Source organism: Paraburkholderia nemoris, from assembly GCF_905221015.1.
In the GTDB taxonomy this organism is placed as follows: domain Bacteria; phylum Pseudomonadota; class Gammaproteobacteria; order Burkholderiales; family Burkholderiaceae; genus Paraburkholderia; species Paraburkholderia nemoris.
In genome coordinates, this window is sequence record NZ_CAJNBO010000004.1 from 123,914 (window position 1) to 140,434 (window position 16,521).

Annotated in this window: 13 protein-coding genes; 7 read left to right on the forward strand and 6 right to left on the reverse strand. The window is 61.8% G+C overall.

From position 1 onward, the window contains the following. Window positions 1–150: 150 nt before the first annotated feature. Window positions 151–1,614, reverse strand: coding sequence for a glucose-6-phosphate dehydrogenase (zwf, locus tag KHO33_RS07475; protein WP_200564347.1), 1,464 nt, complete (start codon window positions 1,612–1,614; stop codon window positions 151–153). Between the two features lie 533 nt (window positions 1,615–2,147). On the opposite strand from zwf, the gene KHO33_RS07480 reads away from it, so the two are divergent. From KHO33_RS07480 to KHO33_RS07495, 4 genes are all read left to right on the forward strand, one after another. After that, window positions 2,148–3,395 (forward strand): ABC transporter substrate-binding protein, encoded by a 1,248-nt coding sequence (locus KHO33_RS07480; RefSeq protein WP_054035098.1) that lies wholly within the window; start codon window positions 2,148–2,150, stop codon window positions 3,393–3,395. A 199-nt stretch (window positions 3,396–3,594) separates the two neighbouring features. Further along, window positions 3,595–4,533 (forward strand): carbohydrate ABC transporter permease, encoded by a 939-nt coding sequence (locus KHO33_RS07485; RefSeq protein ID WP_054035097.1) that lies wholly within the window; start codon window positions 3,595–3,597, stop codon window positions 4,531–4,533. Further along, window positions 4,523–5,380: a carbohydrate ABC transporter permease gene (locus KHO33_RS07490; RefSeq protein ID WP_093643967.1), complete on the forward strand. Its 858-nt coding sequence runs from the start codon at window positions 4,523–4,525 to the stop codon at window positions 5,378–5,380. Before KHO33_RS07485 ends, KHO33_RS07490 begins: the two co-directional genes overlap by 11 nt. Window positions 5,381–5,484: 104 nt before the next feature. After that, window positions 5,485–6,600, forward strand: a complete 1,116-nt coding sequence (locus tag KHO33_RS07495) for an ABC transporter ATP-binding protein (protein WP_054035095.1) — start codon at window positions 5,485–5,487, stop codon at window positions 6,598–6,600. 139 nt (window positions 6,601–6,739) lie between these two features. Here the strand turns inward: KHO33_RS07495 and KHO33_RS07500 are convergent, their stop codons facing one another. Then, window positions 6,740–7,657: a LysR family transcriptional regulator gene (locus tag KHO33_RS07500; RefSeq protein WP_054035094.1), complete on the reverse strand. Its 918-nt coding sequence runs from the start codon at window positions 7,655–7,657 to the stop codon at window positions 6,740–6,742. A gap of 112 nt (window positions 7,658–7,769) precedes the next feature. Then, the gene (locus tag KHO33_RS07505) at window positions 7,770–8,429 is read right to left on the reverse strand and encodes a glutathione S-transferase family protein (RefSeq protein ID WP_200564348.1); all 660 of its coding nucleotides are present in this window, start codon (window positions 8,427–8,429) and stop codon (window positions 7,770–7,772) included. Window positions 8,430–8,784: 355 nt separating this feature from the next. Between KHO33_RS07505 and fliD the strand changes: the two genes are divergently transcribed. Then, window positions 8,785–10,293, forward strand: coding sequence for a flagellar filament capping protein FliD (gene fliD / locus KHO33_RS07510; protein ID WP_200564349.1), 1,509 nt, complete (start codon window positions 8,785–8,787; stop codon window positions 10,291–10,293). Between the two features lie 69 nt (window positions 10,294–10,362). On the opposite strand, the gene KHO33_RS07515 is transcribed toward fliD, so the two are convergent. From KHO33_RS07515 to trxB, 3 genes are all read right to left on the reverse strand, one after another. Continuing rightward, a complete protein-coding gene (locus KHO33_RS07515; RefSeq protein WP_054035154.1) occupies window positions 10,363–10,983 on the reverse strand; it encodes a trimeric intracellular cation channel family protein in 621 nt (206 codons plus the stop codon). Between the two features lie 13 nt (window positions 10,984–10,996). Then, on the reverse strand, window positions 10,997–11,755 hold the full coding sequence (locus tag KHO33_RS07520; protein ID WP_054035092.1) for a Smr/MutS family protein: 759 nt from the start codon (window positions 11,753–11,755) through the stop codon (window positions 10,997–10,999). A gap of 154 nt (window positions 11,756–11,909) precedes the next feature. Beyond that, window positions 11,910–12,908: a thioredoxin-disulfide reductase gene (trxB, locus tag KHO33_RS07525; RefSeq protein WP_200564350.1), complete on the reverse strand. Its 999-nt coding sequence runs from the start codon at window positions 12,906–12,908 to the stop codon at window positions 11,910–11,912. A gap of 336 nt (window positions 12,909–13,244) precedes the next feature. Between trxB and KHO33_RS07530 the strand changes: the two genes are divergently transcribed. After that, a complete protein-coding gene (locus KHO33_RS07530) occupies window positions 13,245–15,560 on the forward strand; it encodes a DNA translocase FtsK (RefSeq protein ID WP_200564351.1) in 2,316 nt (771 codons plus the stop codon). Between the two features lie 216 nt (window positions 15,561–15,776). Then, window positions 15,777–16,514, forward strand: coding sequence for an outer membrane lipoprotein chaperone LolA (gene lolA, locus KHO33_RS07535; protein ID WP_093643951.1), 738 nt, complete (start codon window positions 15,777–15,779; stop codon window positions 16,512–16,514). Window positions 16,515–16,521 lie beyond the last annotated feature (7 nt).

Genomic DNA, 16,521 nt, shown 5'->3' on the forward strand with positions numbered 1-16,521 from the left:
CTGCTCTCACGCGATGCCTGCAAGCGGGATGACTCGCAGGCGCCTTCGTGATACCGGCGCCATTCCGTTCAGTTCGTCGGTGGGTCTTGCAGGCGCCGTGCCGTGCTTCGATCAGGATCGCGCATGGTACGACGCCGTAATTCAGTTGATTCAATTCTCTTCTTCGAGCCAGCAAGTGCCGTGCTGCGCCAACATCGCGCTCGCCGCCGCCGGCCCCCACGTACCTGCTGCATACGGCTTGGGCGGCTTGTTGGCAGCAGCCCATTCGTTGAGGATCGGTTCGACCCAACGCCATGCCGCTTCCTGCTCATCGCGCCGCACAAACAGCGCGAGGCGGCCGTTGATGACATCGAGCAGCAGACGTTGATACGCCTCCATTTGCCCTTCGCGGAAGAAGCGGTCGAATGCGAGGTCGAGGTGGACGCTGGCGAGGTTCATGCCTTCGCCCGGCTGCTTCGCGAGACAGTAGAGACGAATGGTTTCGTTCGGCTGCAAACGGATCACGAGACGGTTCGCACCGCCGCGCAACGCGGACGCGCCGAGTGCCGAGTGCGGCACCGCACGGAAATTCACCACGATCTCCGCGACGCGATCCGCGAGACGCTTGCCCGTGCGCAGGAAGAACGGCACACCGGCCCAACGCCAGTTTTCGATCTCGACCTTCACTGCAACGAAGGTTTCGGTGTTGCTGTCCTGCTTCACGCCTGGCTCGGTTGCATACGCCGGCACCGCGCTGCCGCGGATTACGCCCGCATGATACTGGCCGCGCACGGCGACCTTGCCGATATCACGCGGATCGATCGGCTTCAACGCGCGTAGCACGCGCAGCTTTTCGTCACGGACCGAGTCGGAATCCATTGAATGCGGCGGCTCCATCGCGACGATGGAAAGTAGTTGCAGCAAATGGTTCTGCACCATGTCGCGCAAGGCGCCGGTGTTGTCGTAGAAGTCGCCGCGCGCTTCCACGCCGAGTTCTTCCGCAATCGTGATCTGGATGCTTTCCACCCATTCGCGGCGCCACAGCGGTTCGAACAGCACATTGCCGAAGCGCAGCGCGAGCAGGTTCTGCACCGGCTCCTTACCGAGGTAGTGGTCGATCCGGTAGATCTGTTCTTCAGCGAAGATTTCACCAACTGCATCATTAATTGCGTTGGACGACTTGAGGTCGTAGCCGAGTGGCTTTTCCAGCACGATGCGCGAATTTTCGTTGAGCCCCACCGACGCCAGCGCGCGGCAGATCGGCACGAACAGCGACGGGCCTGTAGCCAGATAGAACACCCGGATGCCAGGGCGGCCGCTCAAGGCGTCGCGCAGCAGCGTGAAGTCTTCGGGGTTGCCGAGATCGATCTTCACGAACTCGATACGGTCGAGGAAGCTCGCCCATGCTGTTTCATCCACACCGTTCTTCGACACGTGCGGTTTGACGTGCTCATTGACCCAGTCAATGTAGGCCGCACGATCCGCTATATGCCGCGCCACCGCGACGATCTTGCCACTGTCGGCCAGCATGCCGCCTGCACGGTGCGCTTCATACAGTGCCGGCAGAATCTTGCGCATCGACAGGTCGCCGGTTCCGCCGAAGAGAACGAAGGTGAAGCTTGAATCGGTTTGCATGTGTCTCCGTCGATATCCTGGGGCCGCCGTGGGGACCGAAAAAGGGCGACCGTAGTCCGATAAAATATTTTTTGACACTGAATTGTAGTTTAACTACAATCCAAATCAAGAGGTAGCGCTAATTCGATGAAAAAAGCGTGCGCTGTGAGGCTAGATGCGCGTTTTCCCGAATCGGCAGGCGTCCCCTGCATGTTAACGGACATTGCGTGTGAGCACGTGCCAGCATGCCCCCGGCGGCCCTTACGGAAGGCCGGAAAGCTGATCTGGCGTCAGGGTTAACGTGCAAGGCACCTCGAGTCTGCCGCGCGCGACGCGGGCAGGCAAAAATCAAAAGAGGAGACAGTCAGTTGCATCCCGAACCACTCATCTCTTGAGCTTCCAGCGGCCGGATATCGGTCCGCCGGCACATGCCTTAACGCATGCGCCCGACCGTGCTCGATCGCCCAGTGTTTTGCCTGTTTGAACCAACCACAGCACCCTGGCGACATCAGGGGCCATTTGTTTTTTGTTCAGGTGTCTGGAGGAGATAAGCAATGAAATTTCGCGCGATCATGGGCGCTTTGTGCGCCGCAGGTCTGATGTGTGGCGTCTCGGCTGTGCAAGCTGCCGAGTCGATCGAAGTGTTGCACTGGTGGACTTCGGGCGGCGAATCGAAAGCCGTCGGCGTCCTCAAGGACGACATGACGAAGCAGGGTTACACGTGGAAGGACTTCGCGGTTGCTGGCGGCGCGGGTGCGGCTGCCATGACGGCACTGAAGACGCAGGTGATCTCGGGCAACGCGCCGAGCGCTGCGCAGATCAAGGGTCCGCTGATCCAGGACTGGGCTTCGCAAGGCGTGCTGGTGCCGATCGACTCGGCCGCAGCAGACTGGAAGAAGAACCTGCCGCCGGAAATCGACAAGATCATGCACGCGGACGGTCACTATGTGGCAGCACCGTTCTCGGTGCACCGCGTGAACTGGCTGTACATCAACAAGGCAGCGTTGGACAAGGCAGGCGGCAAGGTGCCGACCACGTGGCCTGAGTTCTTCGCGGTGGCCGACAAGATGAAGGCCGCGGGCATCCAGCCGATCGCGATGGGCGGTCAGCCGTGGCAAGACCTGACGCTGTGGGAAGACGTCGTGCTGTCGCAAGGCGCGGGCTTCTACAAGAAGGCGCTGGTTGATCTCGACGAGAAGACGCTCACGTCGGATCAGATGGTCGGCGTGTTCGACACGGTTCGCAAGATCCAGGGTTACTTCGACGCGGGCCGCACGGGCCGTGACTGGAACCTGGCAACGGCGATGGTCATCAACGGCAAGGCCGGCATGCAGTTCATGGGTGACTGGGCGAAGGGCGAGTTTGCCAACGCCAACAAGAAGGCGGGTTCGGACTACGTCTGCGCGGCTGTCCCGGGCACGGAAAAGTCGTACACGTTCAACGTCGACTCGTTCGTGTTCTTCCAGCAGAAGGGCGAGAAGACTGCAACGCCGGGTCAATTGGCATTGGCCAAGACGATCATGTCGCCGGAATTCCAGGAACAGTTCAGCCTGAACAAGGGGTCGATCCCGGTTCGTCTGGGCGTGTCGATGGCCAAGTTCGACGACTGCGCGAAGAAGTCGTACGCGGATGAACAAGTGGCGATCAAGTCGGGCGGCTATGTGCCTTCGCTGGCACACGGCATGGCGCAACCGGATGCAGCAGCCGGAGCGATCTCGGACGTGGTCACGAAGTTCATGAACTCGCAGCAGGATTCGAAGACCGCGGTTGCCGCGCTCGCGAAGGCTGCGAAGACCAAGTAAGTAGCGTCAAGCGAAGTAGTGCGCCTGGTCGTTCCCTGCAGGGGGCGCCGGGCGCGTTCTTCGGAATGCTTGCAGCCGTTGCGTTACTTAGGGCGAGACACTTCACCCCTGGTTTCATCGAGTCACACCTATGCCGTTCCGGTCTCGCGTCTTTCATGAGCGAGCGCCCCGGCGGTACAGTTTCAGCAGGAGTCGAGTAGTGACTGCTTCTATTAGCGGAAACGGGAAAACGGCCACCGTGACCCGCCGCACGTCGCCGATGGCGGCCCTTGCCGATCGCTGGATTCCGAAGCTGGTGCTCGCACCCAGCGTCGTGATCAGCCTGATCTTCGTGTATGGCTTCATCGCTATTACCGGCTTTCTGTCGCTGTCGAATTCGCGACTGATGCCTCGTTATGAATTTGTCGGTCTCGACCGTTATCGCGAACTGTTCGATAACGATGTGTTCTGGACGTCGGCTGCCAACCTCGGCTGGTTCGGCATTCCGTTTATCGGTATCTGTATCGGCCTCGGTCTGTTCCTCGCGATCCTGCTCGATCAGCAGATCCGCAACGAAGGCGCGCTGCGCGCCGTGTTCCTGTACCCGATGGCGCTTTCGTTCATCGTGACGGGTACGGCGTGGCAATGGATCATGACGCCGAGCGTCGGCCTCGAAAAGGTGTTCCACGACTGGGGCTGGACGAGTTTCTCGTTCAGCTGGCTCGGCGACCCTGATAAGGCGATTTTCTGCGTCGTGATCGCGGCGGTATGGCAATCCACCGGCTTCGTGATGGCGCTGTTCCTCGCGGGCCTGCGCGGTGTCGACGGTGAAATCTTCAAGGCTGCGCAAATGGATGGCGCGGGCTTGCCCACCATCTATCGCAAGATCGTGATTCCGAGCATGCGCCCGGTGTTTTTCTCCGTGCTGCTGATTCTCTGCCACATCACGATCAAGACCTTCGACCTGGTTGTCGCGTTGACCGCGGGCGGCCCGGGTACGTCTTCATCGCTGCCGGCTATTTTCATGTACACCTTTTCGTTCAATCGCGGGCAGCTGGGCGTCGGCGCGGCATCGTCGATGATGATGCTCGCCACCGTTGTGGCCGTGCTCGTGCCGCTGATGTATCTGGAATCGAGGAGCACCCGCAATGCAGCCTAAGATGACGATCAGCCGTGCCGTCATTTATGCGGCCTTGATTCTGTTCGCCCTGTATTTTCTGTTCCCGCTGTACGTGATGCTGTCCACGTCGTTCAAGGACGTCGACCAGCTGCGCACCGGCAATCTGCTCACGCCGCCTACTCACTGGACCATCGACCCCTGGATCAAGGCATGGAGCGGTGCGTGTACGGGTGTGCGCTGCGACGGCATGCAGCCGTTCTTCATGAACTCCGTGCGCATGGTGATTCCGGCCGTGCTGATCTCGTCGATCATCGGCGCGTTCAACGGTTATGTGCTCACGCACTGGCGCTTCCGCGGCGCGGATCCGATCTTCACGATGATCCTGGTCGGCTGCTTTATCCCGTTCCAGGCGATCCTGCTGCCGATGGCGCGTTTCGAAGGCTTGCTCGGCCTGTCGAATTCGATCACCGGTCTGGTGGTGGTGCACGTGATCTACGGTATCGCCTTCACCACGATGTTCTTCCGCAACTTCTACGTGAGCATTCCGGCTGAACTTGTGAAGGCCGCGCGGATCGACGGTGCGGGTTTCTTCACGATCTTCACGAAGATTCTGATGCCGGTGTCGCTGCCGATTTTCATGGTGTGCCTGATCTGGCAATTCACGCAGATCTGGAATGACTTCCTGTTCGGGATTGTGTTCTCCGGTGTCGATTCGATGCCGATCACGGTGGCGCTGAACAACCTCGTGAACACCTCGACCGGCGTGAAGGAATACAACGTGGACATGGCCGGCGCGATCATCGCGGCACTGCCGACCTTGCTCGTCTACATCGTTGCCGGCCGCTACTTCGTGCGCGGCCTGACAGCGGGCGCAGTCAAGGGCTAAACCGGGGCTGAACCATACGCATCGCGGCGGCGCTTCGTTGATAGTGCGCCGCCGTCATCCGACCAGAGTTTTCAAGCAGTACCAGAGACAAGAGGATTCACAGCATGGCAAGCCTTTCCATCCGTGACGTGTACAAGACTTACCCGAACGGGGTACCGGTTCTGAAGGGTGTCAACATCGACATCGAAGACGGCCAGTTCCTGATTCTCGTTGGCGGCTCGGGCTGCGGGAAATCGACGCTGCTCAATATGATCGCCGGCCTCGAAACCGTGACCAAGGGCGAGATCCAGATCGACGGCAAGACGGTGAACAACCTCTCGCCGAAAGATCGCGATATCGCGATGGTGTTCCAGTCGTACGCGCTGTATCCGTCCATGACGGTGCGCGAGAACATCTCGTTCGGCCTGGGCATCCGCAAGGTGCCGAAGCAGGAACAGGCGCAGATCGTCGACCGCGTGTCGAACACGCTGCAGATCACGCACCTGCTGGACCGCAAGCCGGGTCAGCTCTCCGGTGGTCAGCGTCAGCGCGTGGCCATGGGCCGTGCGCTCGCGCGCGATCCGGTGATGTTCCTGTTCGACGAACCGCTGTCGAACCTCGACGCGAAGCTGCGCATCGAAATGCGCTCGGAAATCAAGCTGCTGCATCAACGCCTCGGCACGACGATCGTCTACGTGACGCACGATCAGATCGAAGCCATGACGCTCGGCGACCGCATCGCGGTGATGAAAGACGGCGTCGTTCAGCAGTTCGGCGCACCGCAGGAAATCTACGACTCGCCGGCGAATCTGTTTGTGGCCGGCTTTATCGGCGCGCCGCCGATGAACTTCATCCAGGGCAAGCTGGTGGAGCAGGGTTCGGGCGTGGGCATCGAACTCGATACGGGCACGGCGCGCAATGTGTTGAATCTGCCGTTCGATTCAGCGAAGGTGAAGTCGCACGTTGGCCGCGAAGTGATTCTCGGCCTGCGCCCGGAGCGGATCACCGACGCACGCGGTGCGCATGGTGACCATGCGAACCTGCAGGCAATCGACGTGAAGGTCGATGTGATCGAGCCGACCGGTCCGGACACGCTGGTGTTCGCGCAGGTGAACGGCAAGCGCATTGTGAGCCGCGTGCACCCGGCTTCGAATCCGCAGCCCTTGTCGACTACGACATTGTTGTTCGATGCGTCGAAGGCAGTGCTGTTCGATCCGACCAATGAAGAGCGGATTGCCTGAGGCGAATTATTCGCTGAGCGATTTGCGTTGAAAAAAGCCTCATGCGTTGCGAGACGCATGGGGCTTTTCTTCATTTACCGGGTGCTTGTTTGCATCGGGTTGCTGGGGGCTCCCGACATGGCGCCCCCGGGAGGTGACGTCAAACGTCCTTGATGCGCAGATCCGGATTGTTCCGCGCCAGCTCGGTGACCCACTCGGTGAAGGCGCGCAGCCGTGAACTCAGATTGCGGCGATGCGCGTAGAGGATCGACAGCGGCGTGCTAGGGCTCGTGTAGTTCGTGAGAATTTCCTTGAGCGCGCCTTGTGCAATCAGATCCGCGACCATGAAGCGCGACGGCTGGATGATGCCGTGGCCGAGCGCGCTCGCGCTGATGTAGACGCTGCCGTCATTCACTGCAAGCACGCTCTTCAGCGTGACCTTGACGATCTCGCCGTCCACCTCGTACTCGAATGGAAAGGTCTTGCCGCTGCGCGCGGAAACGTAGTTGACCGCGCGATGCTCGCTGAGCTCCTCGAGCGTGGTCGGCGTGCCGTATTCCTCCAGATAGGCGGGCGACGCGCAGGTCACGATCCGCGCTTCGCCGATGCGCCGCGCGACGAGACTCGACTCTTCCGGCGTGCCCATGCGGATCACGCAATCCACCCCGTCCTGAATCAGATCGATGTTGCGGTCCGCCAGCCCGAGCCGCACGTCGATCTCGGGGTATTGCCGGTAGAAGTCGTCGAGCGCGGGCAGCAGCAGCGCACGGGCGAGCGTGCCGGAGGTATCGACGCGAATCGTGCCGCTCGGATGTTCACGCTTGTTCGACAGCGACGATTCGGCATCGGCGACTTCGGCGAGGATGCGCACGCAGCGGTCGTAGAACAGCGCGCCGTCTTCGGTGACGCTGACCTGCCGCGTCGAACGGTTCAGGAGCCGCACGCCGACGTGTTCTTCCAGAGCCTGAATGGTCCGGCTGACTTTGGCGCGGGGCAGGTCGAGCGACTCGGATACTTTGGTGAAGCTGTTCGCCTCGACCACACGCGTAAATATCTCCATCGCTTCGAAACGGTCCATGTTTTGCCTTATGAGTGATGGGCGGAAGTGGGTTTCGAAGTGAAGTGTATCGCTTGGAAATAGTGTTGGTGTGCTCGCGTGGTTAAGTCGGCCCCGTGCCAGGTCCGTACGATCAATCCCGATCGGGCGCGCCAAGCGGGAACAGCGGGCGATACGGGCGTGCTTCGTCGACTGCGCGAGCGAACGATGGCCGGGCCAGCAGCCGCTTCCGGTAGGCGAGCACGTGCTCAAAAGCCGGGCCGATGCGATGCGTCCAGTCGGCGTAGAACAGGAACGGCGCGGCGCCGCAATCGGCGAGGCTGAAAGTATCGCCGGCCGCCCATTCACGTTCAGCCATCACCTTGTCGAGCCAGCCGTAGGCCGTGTCGAGCATGCTGCGGGCCTCCGCCACGGCACGCGGGTCATGCTCCCCCTCGGCGCGCATGCTGTCGTAGACGATCTTTTGCTGCGGCGTGGAGATGTAGTTGTCGAAGAAGCGATCCATGCTGCGCACTTCCAGCGCGGTGCGGGCATCGGCCGGCAAAAGCCGCACCGGACCCGGGTGATACAGGCCGAGATATTCGATGATGATGCTCGCCTCCATCACGGTCCGGCTGCCGTCGACCAGCACGGGAAAGCGCTTGATTGGCCAGAGCGCGGCGAACTCAGCCATGACCTGCGGGTCGTCGTACGCCAGCAGGCGCAGTTCGAACGGCGTGCCGTTTTCGTAAAGCGCGGTCAGCACCTTCTGGCAGTAGGAGGAGAAGGGGTGGGCGTAGAGCTTCAGGGTCATCGGGGTCACCTAGGGCGGTTGCGAGGAGCGCTGTGGCGCGAAGACGGCCGGAGTGGCCGTTTACCTGACGACGAACGAGAGCGGTGGGAATCGACAACCTCGAGACAACCCGGAAAATTTTAGCGGAAGCCGAATGTCCATCCGCATCCGCCAAGGACCGGACGCTAGAAAAAGCTTATGCGCCGCGATTTGTTACGACAAAACGTCACAAACTTTCAAGAAAGATCGTATAACATTTGAAAAAATTGTAAGAAATCGACGTGACCGCACCATAGCCGGTTTGCCGCCGTACTCAGAAAGACCACCGGGGCGTCACGCAATAAATAACGAATAACTCGACGCACGGAGCCTTTGCATGTCAACGATCACCACGTCTGTGAACACCGCGACTGCTAACGCGCAGAACCAGGTGCAGCAAGCGGCGCAATCGATTATCAGCGGCTCGACTGGCAACTCGTCGATGGACGTGGCGACGCTGGTGTCGGCCCTCGTGAATGCGAAGACGGCCGGCCAGACGGCGGCGCTGAAGGCCAAACAGACTAGCGATACCACGACCTTATCCGCGTACGGCGCCCTGAGCTCCGCGTTGAACGCCTTGCAGGCAGCGATCAAGAGTCTCTCAGACGGAACCACCCTGTCGACCTTCGGGGCTACCGCGAGCGGCAAAGGCATGGACCCCAAGGCGGGTCCCGGCGCGGTCGCCGGCAGCTATTCGATCGACGTCAAGCAGATCGCCGCGTCGCAGAGTCTCTCGTCGGCGGCGTTCGATTCCACCGCCAAATTGGGCACCGGCAAGTTGACCATCGCGGTCGGCGGCAAGTCGATCGATGTCACGATCGACAGCACCAACAACACGCTGAGCGGTATCGCCAATGCGATCAACAAGGCGGGCAACAATCCGGGCGTCACCGCCACTATCGTGACCGGCACGGGTGGCGCCCACCTGGTGTTGCGCTCGACCACCACCGGCGCGGCCAACACGATCAACGTGTCCACCAGCGACGTCCAGAACGACACGGGCCTGTCGAGCCTCGGCGTAACCTCCACGCCGGGAGCGAACGGCGCGGCGTCCACGATCGTATCTTCCGATACCAGCAAGGCCTGGCAGCAAAGCGAGGCCGCTCAGGACGCGAAGTTCACCATCGGCGGGATTGAGGCGAGCAGTTCCACGAACGCGGTGACGTCGGCGATTTCCGGCGTTACGCTGAATCTGTCGAGCGCCGCGGTCGGCACCACGCAGACACTGACGATCGCACCGGACACCACCGCGCAGAACACCGCCATCACCAACTTCGCCAATCTCTACAACACCGTCGTCACGACCATCAACTCGCTGTCCTCGTACGACAAGTCGTCGAAGACCGGCGGCGCGCTGCTCGGCGATTCGACGCTGACGACGATCAAGAATTCGTTGGCGTCGATCGTCGGTGGGGGCGTCGGCACGGGGTCGTCGGCGGTGGGGCTCGCTTCGATCGGCATTACGCTGAAGGGCGATCCGGCGGACGGCACGCTGGTCATCGACAGTAAGAAGCTGAGTACGTCGCTCACCAGCAGCCCCGCGCAGGTCGCCACGTTGTTCAACTCGACCAACGGGATCGGCGCCAAGCTGAACAAGAGCATTAGCGACTTCGTGAAGACGGGCGGCATCATCGACACCCGCAGCACGGCGTTGAATGCCGACCTGAAGAACATCACCACGCAGCAGACCACGCTCGCCAATTACAGCGCGCAGTTGACGAAGCAGTACCAGAGTCAGTTCACCGCGCTCAACACGCTGATGGCGACAATGAACAACAACTCCCAGTACCTGACGGCGCTGTTTGGCGGCTCGAAGAGTGCGGGGGCGTTGGCGACCAATAAGTAAAGCTGCTTTAAAGCGCGCCGCCTGATTCCGGCGGCGTGCTCTCTATCAGGGCAGTTTGATGAATCAGGCTTAGTGCGGCAGCCGGACATTGAACCTAAACGTCGCCAGCCTCGCGAGCAGGATAAAGGCGGTGGCGATCAACACGCTATAAACCGTATCGACGTCCATATAGTCCAGCAGCACGTACAGCCAGCACCCCACAAAAGCGCATGTCGCGTACGGCCGTGAATCACGCAAAATCAGCGGCACTTCGTTGCACAGCACGTCGCGAATCACGCCGCCAAAGACGCCGGCCAATACCCCCATCATCACCGACGTGAACCACGGCATCTGCGCGTCGTGCGCGATCGACGTGCCTGAAATGCTGAACAAGCCCAGCCCGATCGCATCGGCCACCAGCAGGACTCGCTCAGAAAGCAGCCGTGACGTCATCTTCAGGAGCGTTGGCGCGAACAACGACATCACGAAGATCGCGATCAGATAGGCCTGATGCTCGACCCAGTAAAAGGGCCGCCGCTCCAGCAGCACGTCGCGCAAGGTGCCGCCGCCGAAGGCCGTCGCGACGGCCACGAGGAAGGTGCCCACGGCGTCCAGCCGGCGGGTTCTCGCTTCGATAAAACCGGAAATCGCGTACGCGAAAATAGCCAGCGCTTCCATGATGGTCAGCGCCAGCGTCAGCCTCGGATGGATCACCGGGACTCCGTCAGGACTTGGGGGAAGCCGGCAATGCGCCCGGCTGCAACAGGACAACCACGGCACCCGCGCCGCCGTCATGCGGACGCGCCTGACAGAACGCGATCACCTCGGACTTCTGCACGAGCCACGCGCGCACTTTGCCCTTCAGTACGGGTTCTTTTCCAATCGACCCGAGGCCCTTGCCGTGGATCACGCGCAAACACCGCAGGCCACGCTTCACCGACTCACGAATGAATTCGGCCAGCGCCTCGCGCGCTTCCTCGCGACGCATGCCGTGCAAGTCGATTTGTGCCTGCACGATCCAATCGCCACGCCGCAGTTTGCGGACGACTTCCTGGCTCACGCCGGGACGGCAATAGGAGAGCGTTTCGTCGGTTTCGAGCAGAACCTCGGGATCGAACTCGTCGGAGATCGCTTCGTGCAGCACGGCTTCTTCGTCGAGTTTCGTTTGCACCGGCAGCGGCGGAGGCGGATTGCGCGGCAAGCTGGCGCGCGGCGGGACCGCCAGCGGCGCAACCGCGCCGATCTCGCGGCGGAACAGATCGGCGTCCGCCGACGCTTCGCGTTGCGCCGCTGCTGCTGCCGCACGCTCGCGTTCACGCCGTTGCGTGTCGCCCTTTAACGCATCACGCAACGCGCCGAGGCCGGCCAGACCCGCGGCCGGTTCGATCTTCGGTTTGACTGCGGGTGCGGATACCTCCGGCGCGGGCCTGGCAACAGCTCGGGCGCGCTTCGGTTCGCTGGGGTGGGGCTGATTCTTCGGCATATCGGTAATACACAGAAAAGTAGATCGATCGCGCGAATCCGACGCGAACAGGATGCAAAAAAGGCCGCCGGCTTCTCAGCCGCGGCCTTCTATCAAGCAGGCGGCCGGGCCATGCCCAGCCGCCATTTTACCGTTGCACCTGGTGTTTCTCAGATCAGCGGTCGGCTTCGGCGCTCATCACGTGCTCGCCGATCTCGTCGAGCGTTTCCAGATAACGCTGCGCGTCGAGCGCGGCCATACAGCCCGTGCCCGCGCTGGTGATCGCCTGACGATAGACGTGGTCCTGCACGTCGCCCGCTGCGAACACGCCCGGCACGCTGGTCGCCGTTGCGAAACCGTTCAGACCGCCCTTGGTGATGATGTAGCCGTTCTTCATCTCCACTTGGCCGGCGAAAATGTCCGTGTTCGGCTTGTGGCCGATCGCGACGAAGATGCCTTGCAGCGCGATATCCGTGGTGTCGCCGGTTTGCGTGTTCTTGATACGCAGGCCGGTCACGCCGGACTGGTCGCCGGTCACTTCGTCGAGCGTGCTGTTCCACTTGATCTCGACCAGGCCTTCCTTTTCCTTCGCCAGCAGACGGTCGATCAGGATCGGTTCGGCGCGGAACTTGTCGCGGCGATGGATCACCGTCACCTTCTTGGCAATGCCGGAAAGGTAGAGGGCTTCCTCGACTGCGGTATTGCCGCCGCCGATTACGGCCACATGTTGTTGCTTGTAGAAGAAACCGTCGCAAGTGGCGCAAGCCGACACGCCCTTGCCCATGAACAATTCTTCAGACGGCAGGCCGAGATACTGCGCCGATGCGCCGGTCGAGATGATCAGCGAGTCGCAGGTGTATTCGCCCGAATCGCCAATAAGGCGGATCGGCTTCTCATCCAGCTTGGCCGTATGGATGTGGTCGAAAATGATTTCGGTGTTGAAGCGCTCGGCGTGCTCCAGGAAGCGCTGCATCAACTCCGGGCCTTGCACGCCGTTGCCGTCCGCCGGCCAGTTTTCGACGTCGGTCGTGGTCATCAGCTGGCCGCCCTGGGCGAGACCCGTGACGAGTACCGGCGACAGGTTGGCGCGTGCCGCGTAGACCGCTGCCGTGTAGCCGGCGGGACCAGAACCGAGAATCAGAACTTTGGCGTGTTTCGTGGAAGTAGCGGGCATGATCGAAATCCTTTTACGGCGCCCGGCTCGCCCATGCGAGGCCGCGCGACTTGAGCTGAAACTATAGATGGGTATCAGAGCGGCATTATAAAGGGCGGCACGCCGGCCTGCTCCATGAAGCTTTCCGATCGCGGCGATAGCGTTGCCGCGAGCTTCGGCGGCCTTTCGTGTGGTCGATCGGCTAAGTTACCGTCATTTACAGCCTCGCGTGAGGCACTGCGTTTACAATAGGCCGCATCGATGGATCCGGCAGCCGGGACCGGGTCTGGAGCCGCCTTAAGCGCCGCTTCGGGCCGCGACTCCAGCGGCAAATCGGCCACACAAGCAACAGGATCAATGGCAAAAACTCCCTATTCCGCGAGCGCGCAGGCATTGCCGCACCGCATGTCGCGCCTTTTCACCGAAATCCGCTGGATCTTGCAGGTCGCGCTCGGCGTGTTCCTGCTCATGGCGCTCGTCAGCTACAGCCGGCACGATCCGAGCTGGACGCACGCCGCGCAGGTCGACCATATCGCCAACTGGGCGGGCCGCGTCGGCGCGTGGACGTCCGACATCCTGCTGCTCCTGTTCGGGCTGTCCGCCTACTGGTGGATCGTGCTGCTCGGCCGCCATATCTCCGCCAATTACCGCCGTATCACCCGTCACGAGGAACTGCAGGAAGACGCGCCGCGCGATGCCGGCTGGCTCGCGGACGCGTTCGCGTTCATGCTGGTGTTGCTTGCCTGCGACGGTATCGAAGCATTGCGCATGTGGTCGCTGAAAGTGCAGTTGCCGCGGGCGCCGGGCGGCGTGATCGGCGAGGCGGTCGCGCGCGGCATATCGCATGCGCTCGGCTTTACGGGCGGCACGCTGGCCCTACTTATCGTGCTTGGCATCGGGTTGTCGCTGTATTTCCGTTTTTCGTGGCTGTCGGTGTCGGAAAAGGTCGGCGAGTCGATCATTTCGGCGGTCACGTTCGCCAAGCTGCGCCGCGAGGCCGGCCGCGACCGTAAATTGGGCGAAGCAGCCGCCGTGAAGCGTGAAGGCAAGGTCGAAAAGGGCCGCGTGCGGATCGAGGAACACGAGCCGGTCATGATCGTGCCGCCCATCGTCACGCCCGCCAAATCGGAGCGCGTCGAGAAAGAACGGCAAGTGCCGCTGTTCACGGACCTGCCGGGCGACTCCACCTTGCCGCCGATCTCGCTGCTCGACGCAGCGCCGGCCGCGCAGGAAACCATTTCCGCCGACACGCTCGAATTCACCTCGCGTCTGATCGAGAAGAAGCTCAAGGACTTCGGCGTCGAAGTGAGCGTGGTCGCCGCCTATCCGGGCCCCGTTGTCACGCGTTATGAAATCGAGCCGGCTACTGGCGTGAAGGGCAGCCAAATCGTCGGTCTGGCGAAAGATCTCGCGCGTTCGCTGTCGCTGGTGTCGATTCGCGTGGTCGAAACGATTCCGGGCAAGAATTTCATGGCGCTGGAGTTGCCGAACCAGCGCCGTCAGACCGTCAGTCTCTCGGAGATTCTCGGCTCGGCGGTGTATGCGGACGCGGCTTCGCCGCTCACCATGGGTCTGGGCAAGGACATCGGCGGCAAGCCGGTGTGCGCCGACCTCGCGAAAATGCCGCACTTGCTGGTGGCCGGTACGACCGGCTCGGGCAAGTCGGTGGGTATCAACGCGATGATCCTGTCGCTGCTCTACAAGGCGAGCGCCGACCAGGTCCGCATGATCCTGATCGATCCGAAGATGCTCGAAATGAGCGTCTACGAAGGCATTCCGCATCTGCTGTGTCCGGTGGTCACCGACATGCGCCAGGCGGGTCACGCGCTCAATTGGGCGGTGGCCGAAATGGAGCGCCGCTACAAGCTGATGAGCAAGCTCGGCGTGCGTAACCTCGCCGGCTACAACAACAAGATCGACGAAGCCGCCAAGCGCGACGAGAAGCTGCCGAATCCGTTCAGCCTGACGCCGGACGATCCGGAACCGCTGTCGCGCCTGCCGAACATCGTCGTCGTGATCGACGAACTGGCCGACCTGATGATGGTGGTCGGCAAGAAGGTCGAAGAGCTGATCGCGCGGATCGCGCAGAAAGCGCGCGCGGCCGGCATCCATCTGATTCTGGCTACGCAGCGTCCGTCGGTCGACGTGATTACCGGCCTGATCAAGGCCAACGTGCCGACACGCATGGCCTTCCAGGTGTCGTCGAAGATCGACTCGCGCACGATTCTCGACCAGCAGGGCGCGGAATCGCTGCTCGGCATGGGCGACATGCTGTACCTGCCGCCGGGCAGCGGCTTGCCGGTGCGTGTGCACGGCGCGTTCGTGTCGGACGAAGAAGTGCACCGCGTCGTCGACAAGCTCAAGGAGCAGGGCGAGCCGAACTATATCGAGGGCATTCTCGAAGGCGGCGTGACGGGCGAGGGCGACGAAGGCTCCGCGGGCGCCGGTGGATCCGGCTCGAGCGACGGTGAGGCCGACCCGTTATACGACCAGGCGGTCGACGTGGTGCTGAAGAACCGCCGTGCGTCGATCTCGCTTGTGCAGCGGCATTTGCGCATCGGCTATAACCGCGCGGCGCGCCTGCTCGAGCAGATGGAGAACTCGGGCGTGGTGTCGGCAATGTCGTCGAACGGCAATCGAGAGATTCTTGCCCCGGCGCGGGAAGCGGAATAGGCGGTCTACACGGCCGGCCCACCGAACCAGCCGCAAGGCGCAGCGCATAAACGCCGTATAAGCCCCGCTTAAGGCTTCTTGCTTAAGCTGTGACCCAAGGCTGAGGGCTCGTCCCTCGGCTGCGCGGTTCAAGCTAGCCGCCACGGTCACCCGGCCGCTGTCCTTAACACCCGCCGGCGTGACCGCCCAACAAATTCAATCAAGGGAGAAAACACCATGCAGCTATTCGCGCAGCAGCACGCTCGACAGAGTGCTCAACCCAACCGTGTTGGCCAACTCGCTCGCAAGATCGCACGCGGCGTCGGCAGTGTGGCAATTGGCGCGTCGATGCTCGTCGCGTCGCAGGCATTCGCGAGCGGCACCGAGCAACTGAAGGCGTTCGTCGCGCAAGTGCATTCCGCGCGCGGCACCTTCGTGCAGCAGGAAGTGCGCGCGCCGAGTAAGGCGCAGGGTGCAAGCGGCGCGAGCGGTGTGTTGTCCACCACTGGCAAGACCGGTACGTCGAGTGGCACGTTCACGTTCGCGCGCCCCGGCAAGTTCATCTGGCAATACGAGAAGCCCTATGCACAACTGCTGCAAGCCGACGGCGACAAGCTGTACGTGTACGACAAGGATCTGAACCAGGTGACGGTGCGCAGTCTCGGCGGCGCGCTCGGCGCGAGCCCGGCGGCGATCCTGTTCGGCAGCAACGATCTGGATAAGAACTTCACGCTGCATGATGCGGGCGTGAAGGCTGGCATCGACTGGCTCGAACTGACGCCCAAGGCGAAAGACACGCAGTTTCAGCGCGTTGGCATCGGCTTCAAGGACGGCAATCTTGAAGCGATGGAACTGCACGATGTGTTCGGCAATGTGACGCTGCTGACGTTCTCGAACATTCAGAAGAACCCGCCGCTGCCGGCCGATGCGTTCAAGTTCACGGTGCCGAAGGGCGCGGATGTGATCAACGGTTAAGCTGCCG